The sequence below is a fragment of the Pseudomonas sp. H2_A10 genome (assembly GCF_054680085.1).
Window position 1 is genome coordinate 5,528,126 of record NZ_CP162821.1, and the last position, 15,909, is coordinate 5,544,034.

Below are 15,909 nucleotides of genomic sequence, written 5' to 3' on the forward strand. Positions count from 1 at the left end.
ACGATCATGGAGCGCACTTAACCAACATATGAAAAACGCATTGATAAGGGCTGGAAAAACTAACCGCAAAGGAAAAGTCCTAGGAGACCTGAAATGAATATGCGCTATCACGATCCTGACTTGACTCACGATGAATCAGTGACTGATCTTGCCACTGGTGACGTAAGCAAAGTCACCACAGCACTAATTTCAGTGGGGCTCAACGAAACCGATTGTACCTGGGCACAAAGCGTTTGCTTACAACATATGCGTGACGACAACGAAGACATCGCGTCAGCTGCCATAGTTGCCATAGGCCACATTGCACGTCGATTTGGGACATTGGACATGGACAAGGTAATGCCGGCACTGCAACAAGCTATGCGTAAATGCCCTGCGCTCAGCGGTGTCATTGGAAGTGCAATGGATGACATCGAAATGTTTACCTGACACCTTCCGAAAAGCCATTCAACACAAAGCCCCAACCGGTCACCCGGTTGGGGCTTTGTGTTTCTACAACCGATGTTCAGCGAGTAACGCGGCTGGTGCCGTCGACGGTCATGATGCGCACGCGGTCGCCAATGCGGAAGATTTCATTTTCCTGCACGGCCTGTACGTAGGCGCGCATGCTGCCGTCGTCTTCACGAACGGTGATTTCCACGCCTTGTGTGCGGGTCAGGCCTTCTTCGGTGGCCGAACCCAGCAGGCCGCCGGCAACGGCGCCGATCACGGCAGTGACGATACTGCCACGGCCACCGCCAATGGCGCTGCCGCCCACGCCACCAATGACAGCACCGGCCGCGCCGCCGATTGGGGTCTTGGTGCCTTCGATTTTCACCGGACGCAGGGATTCGATGGTACCCATGCGCACAGTCTGTACACGACGCGCTTCATCACGGGAGTACGAGTCGCCGGTCAGACTCGAGGCGCAGCCACCCAACAGCAAGGACAGGGTGGTAAAGCAGGCAACCAGTAAAACGGACTTACGCATAGCATCAACTCCAAAGGACAGGTATTCATTAGACGCTGCGGCTTGACGCCTGTCACGGCAAGCGCGGCAGAAAATTGCTTTCATTCAGCCTTAGTACAGACTGCCAGCACCAAAAACCTCGACGAACGGTAGCACTCTTCTCAACAGGGACGTTCATGGATTACTTCATCATTGTAGTCACTACTCTAGCCGGCCTGTATTTCCATGGCTGGCTGTACCTGCGGATCAAACGGTGGGTAGACCGCGACCTCGCACTGTCTCTGGCCGGCGATGATCCGCTCAAGCGGGCCTTCATGCTGCAACAGTTGGAGCAGGCTCGCACCTTGAAAATCAAACGCGGCGACTTGCCGGGCTGGCTGAAAAACGCCGCGCAGCACTACACACCCGATGCCTCGTTATAGAGACGTCGGGGTGATGTGCATCATTCAGGTGAGGTGACGAAAGGTGCCGCTCAGGGCGCCAGGCGCTCGCGGGTCCAGTCGGCCCCTTGCAGGCGGTAGTTCAGGCGGTCATGCAGGCGACTGGCACGGCCTTGCCAGAACTCGATGCGCTCGGGCAACAGGCGATAGCCACCCCAATGCTCGGGGCAGTCAGGCTGGGTATCGCTGAAACGCTGTTCGGTGGCCTTGAGCAAGTCTTGCAGTTCTTCACGGTCACGAATGACCTGGCTCTGCGGCGACGCCCAGGCCCCCAGACGGCTGCCCAGTGGGCGGACCTGATAATACGCGTCCGACTCTTCGGGCGTGACCTTGACCACCCGCCCTTCGATACGCACCTGGCGCTCCAGGGTCGGCCAGAAAAAGGTCATGGCCGCAAACGGCCGCGTCGCGAGCTGTTGGCCCTTGGCGCTCTGATAGTTGGTGAAGAAGGTAAAGCCCTGCGCATCCAGGCCTTTGAGCAACAGGATACGGCAGTGCGGGCGACCGTCCTGGTCGACCGTGGCCAGGGTCATGGCGTTGGCTTCCACCGGCGGCTGCTCGGTGTTCACCGCATCGGCAAACCACTGGTGGAATAACGCAAACGGCTCGCTCGGGGCCTGGGCCTCGCTCAAACCGTCCCGTGTGTAGTCACGGCGCATATCGGCCAGTGCCTGAGTCATGCGGCTTTATCCTTCTGGTTCAGCAAATCAGTTTTTTGCCTGGTCGTTCGCCGGTGCATCGGCCTTGGCTTTGGCCGGCGCGGGTTTCTTCGCTGCTGGCTTGGCCGGGGCCTTCTTGGCGGCTGGTTTGGCGGCGGCTTTCTTGGTGGTTGCCTTGCTGGCGGCGGCCTTTTTTGCCGGGGCTTTTGCAGCCGGTGCCGGGGCGGGAGCGTTCTGCACCGCGACCATTTCAGCCACAGGCGGGGTCTTGCCCGAGTTGTACTTGCTCAGCAACGCCAACATGGTGCTGCGTTGAGTGAACATGATTTCCATGCGACGGTTCAGGGCACGGCCCTGGGAGCTGTCGTTGGCGGCACGCGGCATCAGGTCCCCCATGCCACGCAGCATCAGGCGATCCTGCTTCAGGCCGCTGAGGCTGAAAATCGAAGCGATGGATTGCGCGCGCTCCTTGCTCAACGCCTGGCTGGCTGGCGCCGTGCCAGTGGCATCGACGTGACCCAGAACCAGAACGGCGGTTTTCGGGTCGGCTTCAACCGCCTTGGCCACGCGTGTGAACGGACCGAGGGTAACCGGCAGCAGCATGGCCGGACGCTTCGGGTTGTAGGAACCGTCTACCGGAGCAATGACCACCAGCACGTTGTCGCGACGTTCCAGTTGCAGGTTGCTGTCCTTGATGGCGGCGCGCAGGCGCGGCTCATAGTCATCCAGCCAGGCCTGGGTGATTTTCGGGTCAGGCATCGGCACGTTGGTCACATCGACCTTGGCCAGTGGCTTGGGTTTGCTTTCGAACGGCCACCACCAGTGGGTTTCAGTCTCGTTTTTGGCAACGGACGGGGCTGGCTCGGCGGCCTTCAGATCGGCCTTCAGGTCAGCCTTGGCGTCAGCGGCCTTTTCATCAGCGGTTTTGGAACCAAACGGCCACCAGCTGGAGCCGGTGTCGGTTTTCGCGGCCGGCGCTACGGCTGGAGCGGGAGCGGCGGTGGCGGCTACCGGTGCGGCAGGCTTGGCGCCAGCGGCGGGCTTGGCATCCGGCTTGGCGTCGGTTTGGGTGACTGCGTCCTTGGTAACGGCCTTATCAGATCCAAATGACCACCAATGCCCACCTTCGGCATCATTTTGTGGCGTTTGTGCGCAGCCGGTAATGGTGAGGCAAAGAGCCAGTGCCAAGGACTTGTTCGATAACATGAGATATCCACAAAATGAGAAAAGAAACGGGGGTCTGGATGACCCGTTAAACAGACGCTTACAGAACTTTAAAGTTACAAAATTTCGTTCAGCGCCTTCTTATAGTTGCCTTTGTAACAAAAAATTGTGAAACAGCAAGGGGTTTACAGACAACCGGCCAATATTCCGACCAACTTCTGCGCGCGCGGGTCCATAAGTACATAGGGTCCCAATGTATTAGTTACGAAACCAAAGGCTACATCATGCTCCGGGTCGGCAAACCCGACCGAACCACCCGCGCCAGGATGCCCGAAAGCACGCGGGCCAAGGCCGAACGTCGCATTGGGCAACTGCGGTTGGTCCAACATGCAGCCCAGGCCAAAACGGGTGTTGGTCAATAATGTTTTGTCCGGCCCGATACTGTGTTCACGGGTCAACTCTTCGAGCATGTCGGCTTCAAGCAAACTACCGTCTAACAAACCACTATAAAAACCGGCCAGGCTGCGTGCATTACCGTGACCATTTGCCGCCGGCTGCTGCATGCGTCGCCATTCTGGCTTATTAGTACTGGTCAGAATGGACGGTGGGTTGGCAAATGCCCGCGTCGTCATTGCAGTCGGCTCACGCATCATTACTTGCAGTAAACGTTGCGCAGCTTCGTCGCCCATGTTGCCTTTGCTGCGCGCTATATGGGCTACGCGATGAAACTCTGCGTCCGCCAGCCCCACATGAAAGTCCAGCCCCAGCGGGCGTGCCACCCGCGCCACGATGGACTCACCCGGCCCACACCCGTCAGCGCGGCGCAGCAATTCACCGACCAGCCAGCCGTAGGTGATGGCCTCGTAGCCATGGCCCTGGCCCGGCGTCCACCACGGCGCTTCGGCGGCCAGGGTATCGACCATCAACTGCCAGTCATAAAGGGCTTCGGCGGGCAGCATCTCGCGGATCGCCGGCAACCCGGCCTGGTGGCAGAGTAACTGGCGCAGGGTGATGGCCTCTTTGCCGGCTGCGGCGAATTGCGGCCAATACCGGGCCACCGGCGCGTCCAATTGCAGTTTGCCCTCGGCCACCAGTTGCAGGGCCGTGACGGCGGTGAAGGTCTTGGTGCAGGAGAACAGATTGACGATAGTGTCGCTGTGCCAGGCCTCGGCGCCGTCCTTGTCAGCGGTACCGGCCCACAGGTCGACGACCGTCTCACCGCCGACCTGAATACACAGCCCGGCGCCACGCTCCTGCGGGTCATCGAACAACGCGGCGAACGCTTCACGCACCGCTTCGAACTGGAGCTCGTAATGACCCTGAACCTGCACCTAAGCCCCCTCGAAAAACACCATGAAAAGTGGCCGACATTGTTCCAGCCCTGGTGGGTTTTGTGAACCCGTCAACGCGCAATCAATGGCCATTTCCCGAATGCCCGCCGGCGTGCCCGGCGCCCTGCCCCGCGCCTTGGCCTGCATGCCCCGGCTTGCCGCCCTCGCTTTCGCGAACCACGTCGGCGGCCTGGGTTTTCTGCGCTTGCCTACCCAGTTGATCGACCGCCGCCAGGTTGCTTTTGCGCACGCTGTCGACAAAGCCCTGATACGGCACATCGGTAATGCCCACCAGGCCGAAGTGTCCGTTTTCCCCGTCAAGCAAACGGCCGGTCACCGGCTGGTCCAGGTACTGGAACCAATGCACACCGACAATCGACGGTTCGGCCATGGCCTGCTTGAGGAAGTTGGCGTACGCCACGCCGCGATCGTCTTCCTTGGCCAGTTGGGTCACGCCGCCCCAGAACGGGCCACGATCGGCCGAGCCAAAGTTGAACTCAGTGATCAGCACCGGCTTGTCCAGTGCGCGCAGCGCCGCGAAGTCATAACCGTCCTGTGGCTTGAGGGTGTACATGTTGAAGCTCAACACGTCGCAATACTGTGCGCAGGAAGCAACCGCTTCCGGGGTGCTCACCGCGTAACGACCGCCCAGCAGCAGCTGATTGGGGGCATGCCACTTGAGCGAATCGGAAAGGGTCTTGAAGTAAGCGTCGGCGAAGGTCTTCTGGAAGTATTTGAAGTCCGCTTCGATTTCCGGGTGCTCAGGGCTAGGCATCGGTGGCTCGAAACCGGGATCTTCCATCAGTTCCCAGCCCGCCAACTGAATGCCCCAGGCTTTCGACAAGCCCGCTTCGTTGCGGTACTTGTCGCGCAATTGCTTGAGAAACGCACGCTTGGCCGGTACGTCGGTGGTCATGCGCAACGTACCGTAGGCCAAGGCGTAACGGGATTTGGGGTCATCACCGGGGCCGGCCCAGGCCAGTTCGTTATCGGCAAAGAAGCCGATCAGCCACGGGTCATCACGATGATCGCGGGCGGCAATGGCCACGGCGCGCTCGGTGGCCATGGCGAAGCGCGGGTCGAACGGGTCGGGCATGCCGCCCCACCAATCGGTGCCGGTACTGATGCTGGCGTAGTCGCCGACGATCGACAGCGGCAAGGTGTAGGGCACGCGGTCGGCGGCGGCCAGCGCATCGTCGCTCCAATTGCCGACGGTGTTGAAACCCCAGGCTTGCAGACGGTCGAGGGTATGGCTGACCCAACGTTTCGGGTCGAAGCCTTCGCCACCATAGGTGCGCTGCAGGTTGGCCGCATAAAAGTCGTACCAACGGCCGGCACCGAAACTGCGCCCTTCGCCCGCACCATTACCGGTGCGGTTGTCGCCGCTGCCGTAATACTTGTCGAACGGCTCACCGGCCTTGGGCAATGCGGCAAACATCCACTCACGGCCGGCTACGTAGGTCTGGCTGTTGTCCGGGGCCACGGTATTGACGCCCAGGGAATAAAACGGATGGCCCAGCGGAGTTACCAGGTACCAGCGACCGTCGCGCTTTTCGGTGCGGAAGAACCCGCTGGCCTTGAACGCCGGGCCCTTGCTCCAGCCACCGTATTGATCCAGTGAGGATTTGTCCCGCGCGGCCAGCCAACCTTGGAGCTGGGTGTGTTCCCTGGCTGCGGCGGCCTTGAGCTGTTCGTCGCTGCTGACCTTCTCGGGCCAACGCGCACGGGTAGATTGCCCGTAAGCATCCACCAATTCGCTGTAGGCCGCCTTTAGCACCGGCTCACTGTCCTGCATGCCAAAGCGCTCCAACAGAATGCTCTGGGCCGCGTTGGGCTTGAGCATCGACAAGGTCACCGAGACCACCTGGCTGCGGTCGATTTCACCGGCGCTGGCGGCCAGCAACACGCGTTGGCCATCCACGGTGATCGGCATCGGCGGGCCGGCTTTCATGCCCTGGCTCAGTGGTGAGTTGGCTTGTAACGGAACCAGCAGGGTCTGGGCCGGACCGGCCGGCAGGTCGATGCGACTGACCAACGTTCGGCCGTCATTGCTCTGCACCTTGACGTAGAGGGTCAATGCCCAGTCCATGGCACTCTGGATCCGCAGGCTCATGGCACCGGACTGCGACCAGTCCCACACGCCGCTTTGCGGGCTGAGCACCAGGCTCGGCTCGGCGGCAGGGTTGAACGTGATACGACGAAGCACCTCGCCTTCAGGGGTTTGTTCGGCGTTGTATTGCGGCAGGCTGGCGTCCTGGGTCGCCACCTTGACCACATCGGCAGGCCGGACGAAGTTGAACAGCGTTTGTTGCCCGGCGGGCGCGGCCATCAAGGGCGCCGCGAACAACAAGGCAAAAAGGGCGGGCAGCGTGCGAATCATACGAGCAAGGTTCTCCCAGAGGGCCGATGAATGGCCTGATGAACGACATGAGATAGACCACGAAGTGGGCGAAACCGCCCACGGTGGCTTAAGAAATTTCGCGCCTGAAGGGCGGCAAAGCATTAAGGATAGCTTTGCCGTAGCGCTGAGTGACCAAGCGACGGTCGAGCAAGGTGATAGTGCCGCGGTCTTCTTCGGTACGCAGCAAGCGCCCGCAGGCCTGCACCAGTTTCAGAGAGGCATCCGGCACGGAGATTTCCATGAACGGGTTACCGCCACGCGCTTCGATCCATTCGGCCAACGCCGCCTCGACCGGATCATCCGGCACCGAAAACGGGATTTTGGCGATCACCACGTGTTCACAGTAGGCACCGGGCAAGTCCACGCCCTCGGCAAAACTCGCCAGGCCGAACAGCACGCTGGAGTCGCCACCATCTACCCGTGCCTTGTGTTTGTTGAGGGTTTCCTGTTTGGACAGGTTGCCCTGGATAAACACCTGCTTGCGCCAGTCGCGATCCAGGCCGTCGAACACGTCCTGCATTTGTTTGCGTGAGGAGAACAGCACCAGGGTGCCGCGCGAACCTTGCACCAGCTCCGGCAGGTCGCGGATGATCGCAGCGGTGTGCGCCGCTGCGTCCCGTGGGTCGGCCTTGAGATCGGGTACCCGCAGCACGCCGGCATCCGCGTGGTGGAAGGGGCTCGGCACTACCGCAGTGACGGCTTTTTTCGGCAACCCGGCGCGCATGCGGAAGCGATCGAAGGTGCCCAGGGCGGTCAGCGTGGCGGAAGTCACCAGGCAGCCGTAAGCCACGTTCCACAGGTTGCGGCGCAGCATTTCGGCGGCGAGGATCGGGCTGGCGTTGACTTCGATATCAAACAACGCACCGCTTTCCGACAGGGTCAGCCAACGGGCCATGGGCGGGTTGTCTTCAGGGTCTTCAACGGTAAAGGCGGTCCACAACTCCCAGTTACCCTGGGCGCGGGACAACAGGCTGCCGAACAGCGGGTACCATTCTTCGGCCTGGTTGCTGGCGATACCGATATTGACTTCGCCATCCATGCCTTCCTTGAGCAGGTCGGTCAGGCGCGTGAACAGGTCGGTCAAGCGTGAAAAACCCTTCTTCAGCTCGATGCCCATTTCGCGCATGTGCTCGGGGATCATCCCGCCGACAAAACGGTGGCGCGGCCGCTCGCGGCCTTCCACGTCTTCGCCGGGCTTGAAGTCGGCCACCTGTTCGCAGGCACTGAACATGAATTGCTGTTGGGTCTTGATCTCCCGCGCCAGCTCCGGCACTTGTTCGATCAGCTTGCCCAAATCGCCGGGCAGCGGGTGCTGGGCCAGCAGCTTGGTGAGGTTCTTGGCGGTGGACTCCAGCCAGTCGGCGGTGGAGCGCAGGCGCGTGTAGTGGGCAAAGTGACCGATGGCCTTGTCCGGCAGGTGATGGCCTTCGTCGAACACGTAGAGGGTGTCGCGCGGGTCGGGCAGCACGGCGCCGCCGCCCAGGGCCAGGTCGGCCAGCACCATGTCGTGGTTGGTGACAATCACGTCGACCTTGCCCATACCCTCGCGGGCCTTGTAGAAAGCGCACTGGCCAAAGTTGGGGCAATGGCGATTGGTGCATTGGCTGTGGTCGGTGGTCAGGCGCGCCCAGTCGGCGTCTTCCAGGGCGGTGGGCCAGCTGTCGCGGTCGCCGTCCCATTTGTTGCCGGCCAGTTTCTCGATCATGCTGGTAAACAGCTTCTGGCTGACTTCATCAACCTCGATCTTGAAGCCTTCTTCTTCGAACAGCGACGCCGTGGCGGTTTGCGCGTGGCCTTCCTGCAACAACACGTCGAGCTTGGACAGGCACATATAGCGGCCACGCCCCTTGGCCAGGGCGAAGGTAAAGTTCAGGCCGCTGTTGCGCATCAGGTCGGGCAGGTCTTTGTAGACGATCTGCTCCTGCAGGGCGACGGTGGCGGTGGCGATCACCAGGCGCTTGCCGGCGGCCTTGGCGGTCGGAATCGCCGCCAGGCTATAGGCCACGGTCTTGCCTGTACCGGTGCCGGCCTCGACGGCCACGACCGCGGGCTCACCTTCGCGGCGACCTTCATCGTCGGTGTCGATATCCCCGAGGACCTTGGCCACTTCGGCGATCATCAGGCGTTGGCCATAGCGCGGTTTCAAGCTTTTGGCTTCGAGAAAACGCGAATAGGCGCCCTGGATCGTGGTTTTGAGTTCAGTGCTGATCATGAATAGTCGGGCGCAAAAAACGCTGGATAAATTTTCAGTGGTTCGGATCGGCCGCTATCATACCCCGCTAATTAATCCCGCGCAGAACGGAGTACCACCATGACCGCGTTTAGCCTCGCTTACACCCTGCATGTATTGGCCGCCCTGATCTGGGTCGGCGGTATGTTTTTCGCCTGGATGATCCTGCGCCCCGCCGCTGTGGCGGCACTTGAAGGCCCTGCCCGCCTCACGCTGTGGGTAAATGTGTTTCAACGTTTTTTCGTATGGGTGTGGGTTGCGGTGCTGATTTTACCGATCAGCGGTGTGGGCCTGTTGCACCTGCGCTTCAGCGGGTTTGAAACCGCGCCGCGCTATGTACAGGTGATGATGGGGTTGTATCTGGTGATGACGGCGTTGTTTATCCGCATCCAGGCGTTGAAGCTCCCGGAGCTGAAGGCAGCCGTGGCGGCGCAGGATTGGCCGGCGGGCGCGACTGCGCTGGGGCAGATCCGCAAGTTGGTGGGGATTAATTTGAGTGTGGGCTTGATCGTGGTGGCGATTGCTTCGGCTCGGCCGATGTTCTGAAGCAGCGTTAGAGGGACCCATCGCGGGGCACGCCCGCGATGGCCTCAGAGCAACCGAATCAAAGCCTCTGGATCGTCACAGAACCCGCAGGCCCCACCGGCCCCGGTTGCCCTTCCAACCCTGGCCGCCCCTTCTCACCACCATCGGCGCGGTACACCAGGCAGCCTTTGGATTCGCCGCCCTTGCCGGGTTTACCCGCCGTGCCGGGCAAACCGCCCGCACCGCCGTCCACCCAGACCTTGATCTGTTGTGCCGGGAAGTCCTTCGGCAACTCGACACGCACTTGCGCCCCCGCCGCGCCCGGCAGGCCATCGCCGCCGTTATCGCCATTGAAGCCGCGCCCGGCCGAGCCCCAGGTGCAACCTGGGTCTTCGCCGTTGGCGCCGTCCAGCCCGGCATAGCCCTTGGCCCCGCTGCCACCACGGGCATCCACCGACAGTTCTTCAGCCGTCAGCTTATTGATCCGCAAGGTCAGGTCACGTCCGGCCTTGGCGGGTTTCTCGTGGGTACCGGGGGCGCCGCGCGAGGTAATCTGGCTGCCATGCTCGAGTTGCGCAGCCCCCACCTGCAATTGCAACGCAGTATTGCCGGGCACAATGGTGATGCGGGCGTCGCGCCCCAAATGCAGTTGATCCACAGTGACCTGGCTGATGGTCGCCGGAATCAGCAATGTGCCGTAATCCGCCACCTCAAGGCGCTCCAGTTGCAACACACCGGTGCTGCTGGGCAGGCGCATCAAGGAGTTGGTTTCAACGCTGACGCTCTGAGCCAGGGCAACGGGGCTGACCAACAGGGCCAGCAGGAAAACCTTACGCATCATGGGGCTCCTGAGTATTTTTTGAATTTTTCTTTGGACGCACAGTAACGACTTCTACAGGCGCTTTGCCAGTGAAGGATCAAAAAAGTTAATAAAGGGGAGGCTTCAACGAGGATCGCCGACAATGCCCCCGTGGAAACCACGGGGGCAAGGGTTATCAGCGGTTGATCTGGATTTCCGTGCGACGGTTCAGTGCGCGGCCGTCAGCGGTTTTGTTGTCGGCCACCGGATGGCTTTCACCCGCGCCGGTCACCGACACAAAATTGCTGCGCGGCACGCCGGCACCGATCAGGTACTCCGTGACCGAATGCGCACGCTTTTGCGATAGTTTCTGGTTATAGGCCTCTGCGCCGACGCTGTCGGTATGCCCGCTGACCCGCAGTTGGGCGCTGGGCGCTTCCTGTTTCAAACGAGTGGCGATGGTGTCGAGCTTGGTTTTGTCGGCCGCCGTCAACTTGGCCGAGTCGAACTGGAAGTGCACATCGCGAATCACGATGGTTTCTTCCTTGACCGCCACGACGTCCTCAACCACCGCCGCCGGGGGGCGCAGGAGGGCAACCATCGGCATCCACCTGTACGCCTTTGGGCGTACCTGGGCATTTGTCGCGGCTGTCCGGCACACCGTCGCCGTCCTCATCGCCGTCGCCATGTACCCAGCAATAGGCGCCGGCCATACCGCCGATCAACAGCGCGCCATAGCCCGCGTAGGCTGAGCTTTCCGTTGCGCCGATCGCCGCACCGGTCACACCGCCGACAGCGGCACAGGTAGGCCAGTCGGTTTTTTGCAAACCTGCGCAACCTGTCAATACTCCGGTTAGCAGAACCAAGGGTAGAGCTGTCCGCATGATGCTCATCTGTTTTCTCCTGAGGGCGTCGGCGGGGGCCGACAAAGCAAGTAAAGACCGCTCTTTTCAACTGCGCCACTACGCCACGCCCCCGTATTCATTGAGCTTTGCGCTCCATGTAGGACTTTTCGCCGCCGCCCGCTCTAGGCCCACACGCTCAGCCGCGCTAGTCTCTAGGGTTCTGATGTGAGGATCTGTGATGACCGCTGGTATTTCTGCCCGTACACCCCAGCAGGCGCTGGCCGCCTTGCTGGATCTGCACCAGCCAAAACGCCTGTTATTGTTGGGCGCCAGCCGGTTTCCGGCGCTGGATGCGTTCATAGAAGCGCATCCCGAGACGCAGGTGTCCGTCGCCGGGCCCGGGGCGCTGCCTGCGGAGTTGGCCGCGCAGCGTTTTGACCTGGCGCTGGTGGTCGACTGCCTGGAGCACCTGTCAAAACCGCAAGGCCTGACCTTGCTCGGCGGTATTCGCAACCTCAATGCCAGCCGCATTGCGGTGCTGGTAGACCTGGCGGCCTGCGACTGGAAGGACACCGACTTCTTCTCACTGGCCCTGGAGGCCGGCGAACGCTTCCAGCGTGATGAACAGGTGTTGACGCTGTTTACCTATGATCTGCTTGACTATAAACAGGTGCCGGACTGGCTTAACGCGCGGTTCTGGGCCAACCCGGAAAACTTTGGCAAGTATTGGTGGTAACCCAATGAGTACATCCATTTGCCCCTGCGGCAGTGGCAACCTGCTGGACGCCTGCTGCGGCCATTATCACGCCGGCCATCCCGCGCCCTGCGCCAGCGCACTGATGCGTTCGCGCTACAGCGCCTATGTGCTGGGCCTGGTGGACTATCTGGTTGCCACTACGTTGCCCGCGCAACAGGCCGGCCTCGACCGTGACGCCATCGGCGCCTGGAGCGCGCAAAGCACCTGGCTCGGCCTTGAAGTGGAAAGCTCCGAGGTATTCGGCGGCCAGCCGGAACATGCCTTCGTGACCTTTACCGCACGCTGGCATGACAGCAGCGGCGAACATAGTCACCGCGAGCAGTCGTCTTTCGTACAGAATGACGGGCGCTGGTACTTCATCGACCCGACGGTGGAAGTGAAAACCGGACGCAACGATGCGTGCCTGTGCGGCAGCGGGCAAAAATTCAAGAAGTGCTGCTCCAGCTATCTCTGACCCCCAAGGACCCACGCCATGCTCCGGATCTACAGCTTGATGCTGGCGTTAACGTTCGGCCTGACCGGGTGTACGTCGTGGTTCGAAGACGATTCGCCGCCGCCCCATGTCTCCCTGGTCAAGGTCGAAGTGGTGCGGGCCAAGCTGCTGGAGCAGAAATTCAAGCTGTACTTTCGCGTAGACAATCGCGACGACGCCGACCTGACCGTGCGTGGCCTGATCTACAAAGTGACCCTGGACGACTTTGTGCTCACCGAAGGCGAGTCCAACGAATGGCTCACCGTACCTCCTCGCGGCCATGGGTTTTTCAAGGTATCGGTGCGCACCAACCTCTGGCCGCAGATACGGGATGTGGTGCAGATGCTGAAAAAAACCCGCAAACCCGTGCCTTATCGTCTGGAAGGCGAGCTGAAAACCGGATTATTCATCGGTTATGACGTGCAGGTGGCCCACAATGGCGAGATAATCCCCGGCGATTTTATTCCGGAGCAACATCGATGACTCAGCAACCCCATGTCCACGGTCCTGACTGCAACCACGATCACGATCACCATGATCACGACCATGGTCATGTCCACGGCCCGAACTGCGGCCACGCCCACCAAGAACCGGTGCGCAACGCCCTGAAGGATGTTGGCCGCAACGATCCTTGCCCATGCGGCAGCGAAAAGAAGTTCAAGAAGTGCCATGGCGCGTAAGCCACACAGATAATCCTGATGCCTGATGTGGGAGAGGCGTGCTCCCTCCCACATTAATTTGCGCAAATCCCAAGATTTCACGCCCGGCCACAACTCCCGCTTGCGTCGTTTCACCGCGCTCACTAACGTAGCGCCTTTACTGACGCTACCCCCGCAGGAGCTTTGCCATGGCCTCGCCAGCCCTCTCACATTTTCTTCCCCGGTTCGGCGTAGCCGCGGCAGTGGCCAGTGCTTTAAGCCTGGCCGGTTGCCAGCTCCAGAGCACCCAGGACACCCTGCCGCCGGTTACCGGCGTGCAGCCGATCAAAGGTCTGGCACAGAATGTGTCGGTGCGCCGCAATGCCCAGGGCATGCCGCTGATCGAAAGCAACACCTTCCACGACGCGCTGTTCAGCCTCGGTTATGTGCACGCCAGTGACCGCATCACCCAAATGGTCACCTTGCGCCTGCTGGCCCAGGGCCGTCTGGCGGAAATGTCCGGGGCCGAGGTGCTGGATATCGACCGCTTCATGCGGGCGGTCAACCTGAAAAAAAGCGCCGGCGAGCTGTACAGCGCCTCTTCGCCGCGCCTCAAGCGCTTCTTCGAAGTGTATGCCCGAGGCGTCAACGCCTACCTGTTCCGCTATCGCGACAAGCTGCCGCCAGACCTGGCCCAGACCGGCTACAAGCCCGAGTACTGGAAGCCGGAAGATTCGGCGCTGTTGTTCTGCCTGCTCAATTTCAGCGAGTCGGCCAACCTGCGCGAAGAGCTGGCCTCCCTGGTGCTGGCGCAAAAAGTCGGGGTCGACAAACTGGCCTGGCTCACCCCCAGCGCACCGGATGAACCGATCCCCCTGGCCGAAGCCGACAAACTCAAAGGCGTGAACCTCAGCCAGATCACCGGCTTGGCCGGGTTGGACACGGTCAGCCAGCAACTGGGCAGCCTCAATTCGCTGGCGGTCACCACCTCGAGCAACTGGGCGATCGGCCCGCAACGCAGCCGTAGCGGCAAAAGCCTGTTGGCCGGCGACCTCGCCGCGCAGCCACAGGCCCCGTCGCCGTGGAACTACGTACAGATCCGCGCACCGAAATACCAGGCCGTTGGCGCCTCGATTGCCGGCCTGCCGACCCTGCTGTCCGGGTTCAACGGCAAAGTGGCGTGGAGCATGAGCACGGTCAAGGGCGACACCCAGGACCTGTTCCTGGAGAAGGTCAAGCGCCAGGGCAATGCGCTGTACTACGAGAACAACGGTAAATGGCTGCCGGCCGGCGTGCGTAACGAAACCTTCTTTATCAAAGGCCAGCGCTCGATTCGCGAAGTGGTGTACGAAACCCGTCATGGCGCCCTGCTCAACAGCAGCCAGGCCCTGACCAGCGGCCTGGGCCTGGCCCTGCAAACCGCCGACTTCAAAGATGACAAGAGCCTGGATGCGTTCTTCGACCTGTCTCGCGCGCAAAACGTCGCCAAGGCTTCGGATGCCACCCGGGAAATCCGCGCCATCGCCTTGAACATGGTGTTTGCCGATGCCACCAATATTGGTTGGCAGGTCACCGGCCGCTTCCCTAACCGCCGCGAAGGTGAAGGCCTGCTGCCCTCCCCTGGTTGGGACACGCGTTTTGACTGGGACGGATACGCCGACGCGATGTTGCACCCCTATGACCAGGACCCGGCCCAGGGCTGGATCGGCACCGCCAACCAGCGCACCGCGCCGCGCGGCTATGGCATGCAATTGTCCAACTCGTGGGACGCGCCGGAGCGCAGCGAGCGCCTGGCGCAACTGGCCAATGCCGGCAAGCATGACAACCGCAGCCTGATCGCCATGCAATACGACCAGACCACCACCTTCGCCGCCAAGCTCAAGACCATGTTCCAGGCACCGGGCATGGCCCTTCCGTTGAAGCAGGCAATCGACGCATTGCCGGTGGTCGAACAGGCCAAGGCACGCGAAGCGTTGAATCGCCTGATGGCGTTCGACGGCCGCCTTGCCTCGACATCCGCCGACGCCGCGCTGTACGAATTGTTCCTGCAGGAAAGCACCCGGCAGATCTTCCTCGACGAACTCGGCCCGGAAAACAGCGCCAGTTGGAAAGCCTTCGTGAGCAACGCCAACCTGTCCTATGCCGCTCAGGCCGACCACCTGCTGGGCCGTGAAGACAGCCCGTTCTGGGATGACGTGCGCACCGCCACCAAAGAAGACAAACCGGCGATCCTCGCCCGCAGCCTGGCCGCCGCGATCACCGCCGGCGACAGCCAACTGGGCGCCGATCACAAGGCCTGGCAGTGGGGCAAACTCCACAGCACCACCTGGAAGAATGCCGCCGGCCAGATCATTCGTGGCCCGCTGGCGTCCGGTGGCGACCACAACACCCTGAACCCCGCGCCGTATAGCTGGGGCCAGGACTTCAACACCACCCAAGTGCCGGCGCTGCGCATGATCGTCGACTTCGGCCAGGCGGAACCGATGATGGGCCAGGGCGGCATCGGCCAATCGGGCAACCCGGCCAGCCCCAACTATGCCAACGGCATCGACCCCTCGCTCAAGGCGCAATACCTGAGCTTCCCGATGCAGCCGCAGAACTTTGAGAAGGTGTATGGGAAGGCGCGGTTGACCCTGACACCGGGGAAATAACAGCCACCCAATGTGGGAGGGGCCTGCCCCCTCCCACATTGGGATCCC

At 61.5% G+C, this 15,909-nt stretch carries 15 protein-coding genes and 1 pseudogene; 8 read left to right on the forward strand and 8 right to left on the reverse strand.

From position 1 onward, the window contains the following. Window positions 1-93: 93 nt before the first annotated feature. The gene (locus AB4O23_RS25740; protein WP_065877141.1) at window positions 94-429 is read left to right on the forward strand and encodes a hypothetical protein; all 336 of its coding nucleotides are present in this window, start codon (window positions 94-96) and stop codon (window positions 427-429) included. A 76-nt stretch (window positions 430-505) separates the two neighbouring features. Here the strand turns inward: AB4O23_RS25740 and AB4O23_RS25745 are convergent, their stop codons facing one another. Next, window positions 506-970, reverse strand: coding sequence for an outer membrane lipoprotein (locus AB4O23_RS25745; protein ID WP_003189251.1), 465 nt, complete (start codon window positions 968-970; stop codon window positions 506-508). Window positions 971-1,125: 155 nt separating this feature from the next. Between AB4O23_RS25745 and AB4O23_RS25750 the strand changes: the two genes are divergently transcribed. After that, window positions 1,126-1,371 carry a hypothetical protein gene (locus tag AB4O23_RS25750; RefSeq protein WP_065877142.1) on the forward strand — a complete coding sequence of 82 codons (246 nt, stop codon included), beginning with the start codon at window positions 1,126-1,128 and terminating at the stop codon, window positions 1,369-1,371. Window positions 1,372-1,421: 50 nt separating this feature from the next. On the opposite strand, the gene pdxH is transcribed toward AB4O23_RS25750, so the two are convergent. From pdxH to dinG, 5 genes are all read right to left on the reverse strand, one after another. Next, a complete protein-coding gene (gene pdxH, locus AB4O23_RS25755) occupies window positions 1,422-2,069 on the reverse strand; it encodes a pyridoxamine 5'-phosphate oxidase (protein WP_065877143.1) in 648 nt (215 codons plus the stop codon). Between the two features lie 27 nt (window positions 2,070-2,096). Next, complete coding sequence (locus tag AB4O23_RS25760; RefSeq protein WP_460061203.1) at window positions 2,097-3,254, reverse strand: OmpA family protein; 1,158 nt, start codon at window positions 3,252-3,254, stop codon at window positions 2,097-2,099. A 143-nt stretch (window positions 3,255-3,397) separates the two neighbouring features. Next, window positions 3,398-4,543, reverse strand: a complete 1,146-nt coding sequence (locus tag AB4O23_RS25765) for an EstA family serine hydrolase (RefSeq protein WP_017529653.1) — start codon at window positions 4,541-4,543, stop codon at window positions 3,398-3,400. An 82-nt stretch (window positions 4,544-4,625) separates the two neighbouring features. Beyond that, a complete protein-coding gene (locus AB4O23_RS25770; protein WP_065877144.1) occupies window positions 4,626-6,923 on the reverse strand; it encodes a beta-galactosidase in 2,298 nt (765 codons plus the stop codon). An 88-nt stretch (window positions 6,924-7,011) separates the two neighbouring features. Further along, on the reverse strand, window positions 7,012-9,156 hold the full coding sequence (gene dinG / locus AB4O23_RS25775; RefSeq protein ID WP_017529655.1) for an ATP-dependent DNA helicase DinG: 2,145 nt from the start codon (window positions 9,154-9,156) through the stop codon (window positions 7,012-7,014). A gap of 99 nt (window positions 9,157-9,255) precedes the next feature. On the opposite strand from dinG, the gene AB4O23_RS25780 reads away from it, so the two are divergent. Next, window positions 9,256-9,720, forward strand: coding sequence for a CopD family protein (locus AB4O23_RS25780; protein WP_017529656.1), 465 nt, complete (start codon window positions 9,256-9,258; stop codon window positions 9,718-9,720). Between the two features lie 58 nt (window positions 9,721-9,778). On the opposite strand, the gene AB4O23_RS25785 is transcribed toward AB4O23_RS25780, so the two are convergent. Further along, window positions 9,779-10,537, reverse strand: coding sequence for a collagen-like domain-containing protein (locus tag AB4O23_RS25785; protein ID WP_026067409.1), 759 nt, complete (start codon window positions 10,535-10,537; stop codon window positions 9,779-9,781). Window positions 10,538-10,694: 157 nt separating this feature from the next. Continuing rightward, window positions 10,695-11,391 (reverse strand): annotated as a pseudogene (locus AB4O23_RS25790) (OmpA family protein). A 190-nt stretch (window positions 11,392-11,581) separates the two neighbouring features. On the opposite strand from AB4O23_RS25790, the gene AB4O23_RS25795 reads away from it, so the two are divergent. From AB4O23_RS25795 to AB4O23_RS25815, 5 genes are all read left to right on the forward strand, one after another. Further along, the gene (locus tag AB4O23_RS25795; protein ID WP_065877145.1) at window positions 11,582-12,079 is read left to right on the forward strand and encodes a DUF6231 family protein; all 498 of its coding nucleotides are present in this window, start codon (window positions 11,582-11,584) and stop codon (window positions 12,077-12,079) included. 4 nt (window positions 12,080-12,083) lie between these two features. Beyond that, complete coding sequence (locus AB4O23_RS25800) at window positions 12,084-12,554, forward strand: YchJ family protein (protein ID WP_065877146.1); 471 nt, start codon at window positions 12,084-12,086, stop codon at window positions 12,552-12,554. Between the two features lie 18 nt (window positions 12,555-12,572). Beyond that, a complete protein-coding gene (locus tag AB4O23_RS25805; protein WP_460061210.1) occupies window positions 12,573-13,055 on the forward strand; it encodes an LEA/WHy family protein in 483 nt (160 codons plus the stop codon). Next, window positions 13,052-13,252, forward strand: coding sequence for an SEC-C metal-binding domain-containing protein (locus tag AB4O23_RS25810; protein WP_003189235.1), 201 nt, complete (start codon window positions 13,052-13,054; stop codon window positions 13,250-13,252). Before AB4O23_RS25805 ends, AB4O23_RS25810 begins: the two co-directional genes overlap by 4 nt. 167 nt (window positions 13,253-13,419) lie before the next feature. Beyond that, window positions 13,420-15,861: a penicillin acylase family protein gene (locus tag AB4O23_RS25815; RefSeq protein ID WP_135196488.1), complete on the forward strand. Its 2,442-nt coding sequence runs from the start codon at window positions 13,420-13,422 to the stop codon at window positions 15,859-15,861. The last annotated feature ends 48 nt before the right edge of the window (window positions 15,862-15,909 follow it).

Bases quoted from the DNA above. Each gene is read 5' to 3' on its own strand.
- AB4O23_RS25740 (WP_065877141.1), top strand. From the start codon at position 94: ATGAATATGCGCTATCACGATCCTGACTTGACTCACGATGAATCAGTG.
- AB4O23_RS25745 (WP_003189251.1), bottom strand. From the start codon at position 970: ATGCGTAAGTCCGTTTTACTGGTTGCCTGCTTTACCACCCTGTCCTTG.
- AB4O23_RS25750 (WP_065877142.1), top strand. From the start codon at position 1,126: ATGGATTACTTCATCATTGTAGTCACTACTCTAGCCGGCCTGTATTTC.
- pdxH (WP_065877143.1), bottom strand. From the start codon at position 2,069: ATGACTCAGGCACTGGCCGATATGCGCCGTGACTACACACGGGACGGT.
- AB4O23_RS25760 (WP_460061203.1), bottom strand. From the start codon at position 3,254: ATGTTATCGAACAAGTCCTTGGCACTGGCTCTTTGCCTCACCATTACC.
- AB4O23_RS25770 (WP_065877144.1), bottom strand. From the start codon at position 6,923: ATGATTCGCACGCTGCCCGCCCTTTTTGCCTTGTTGTTCGCGGCGCCC.
- dinG (WP_017529655.1), bottom strand. From the start codon at position 9,156: ATGATCAGCACTGAACTCAAAACCACGATCCAGGGCGCCTATTCGCGT.
- AB4O23_RS25780 (WP_017529656.1), top strand. From the start codon at position 9,256: ATGACCGCGTTTAGCCTCGCTTACACCCTGCATGTATTGGCCGCCCTG.
- AB4O23_RS25785 (WP_026067409.1), bottom strand. From the start codon at position 10,537: ATGCGTAAGGTTTTCCTGCTGGCCCTGTTGGTCAGCCCCGTTGCCCTG.
- AB4O23_RS25795 (WP_065877145.1), top strand. From the start codon at position 11,582: ATGACCGCTGGTATTTCTGCCCGTACACCCCAGCAGGCGCTGGCCGCC.
- AB4O23_RS25800 (WP_065877146.1), top strand. From the start codon at position 12,084: ATGAGTACATCCATTTGCCCCTGCGGCAGTGGCAACCTGCTGGACGCC.
- AB4O23_RS25805 (WP_460061210.1), top strand. From the start codon at position 12,573: ATGCTCCGGATCTACAGCTTGATGCTGGCGTTAACGTTCGGCCTGACC.
- AB4O23_RS25810 (WP_003189235.1), top strand. From the start codon at position 13,052: ATGACTCAGCAACCCCATGTCCACGGTCCTGACTGCAACCACGATCAC.
- AB4O23_RS25815 (WP_135196488.1), top strand. From the start codon at position 13,420: ATGGCCTCGCCAGCCCTCTCACATTTTCTTCCCCGGTTCGGCGTAGCC.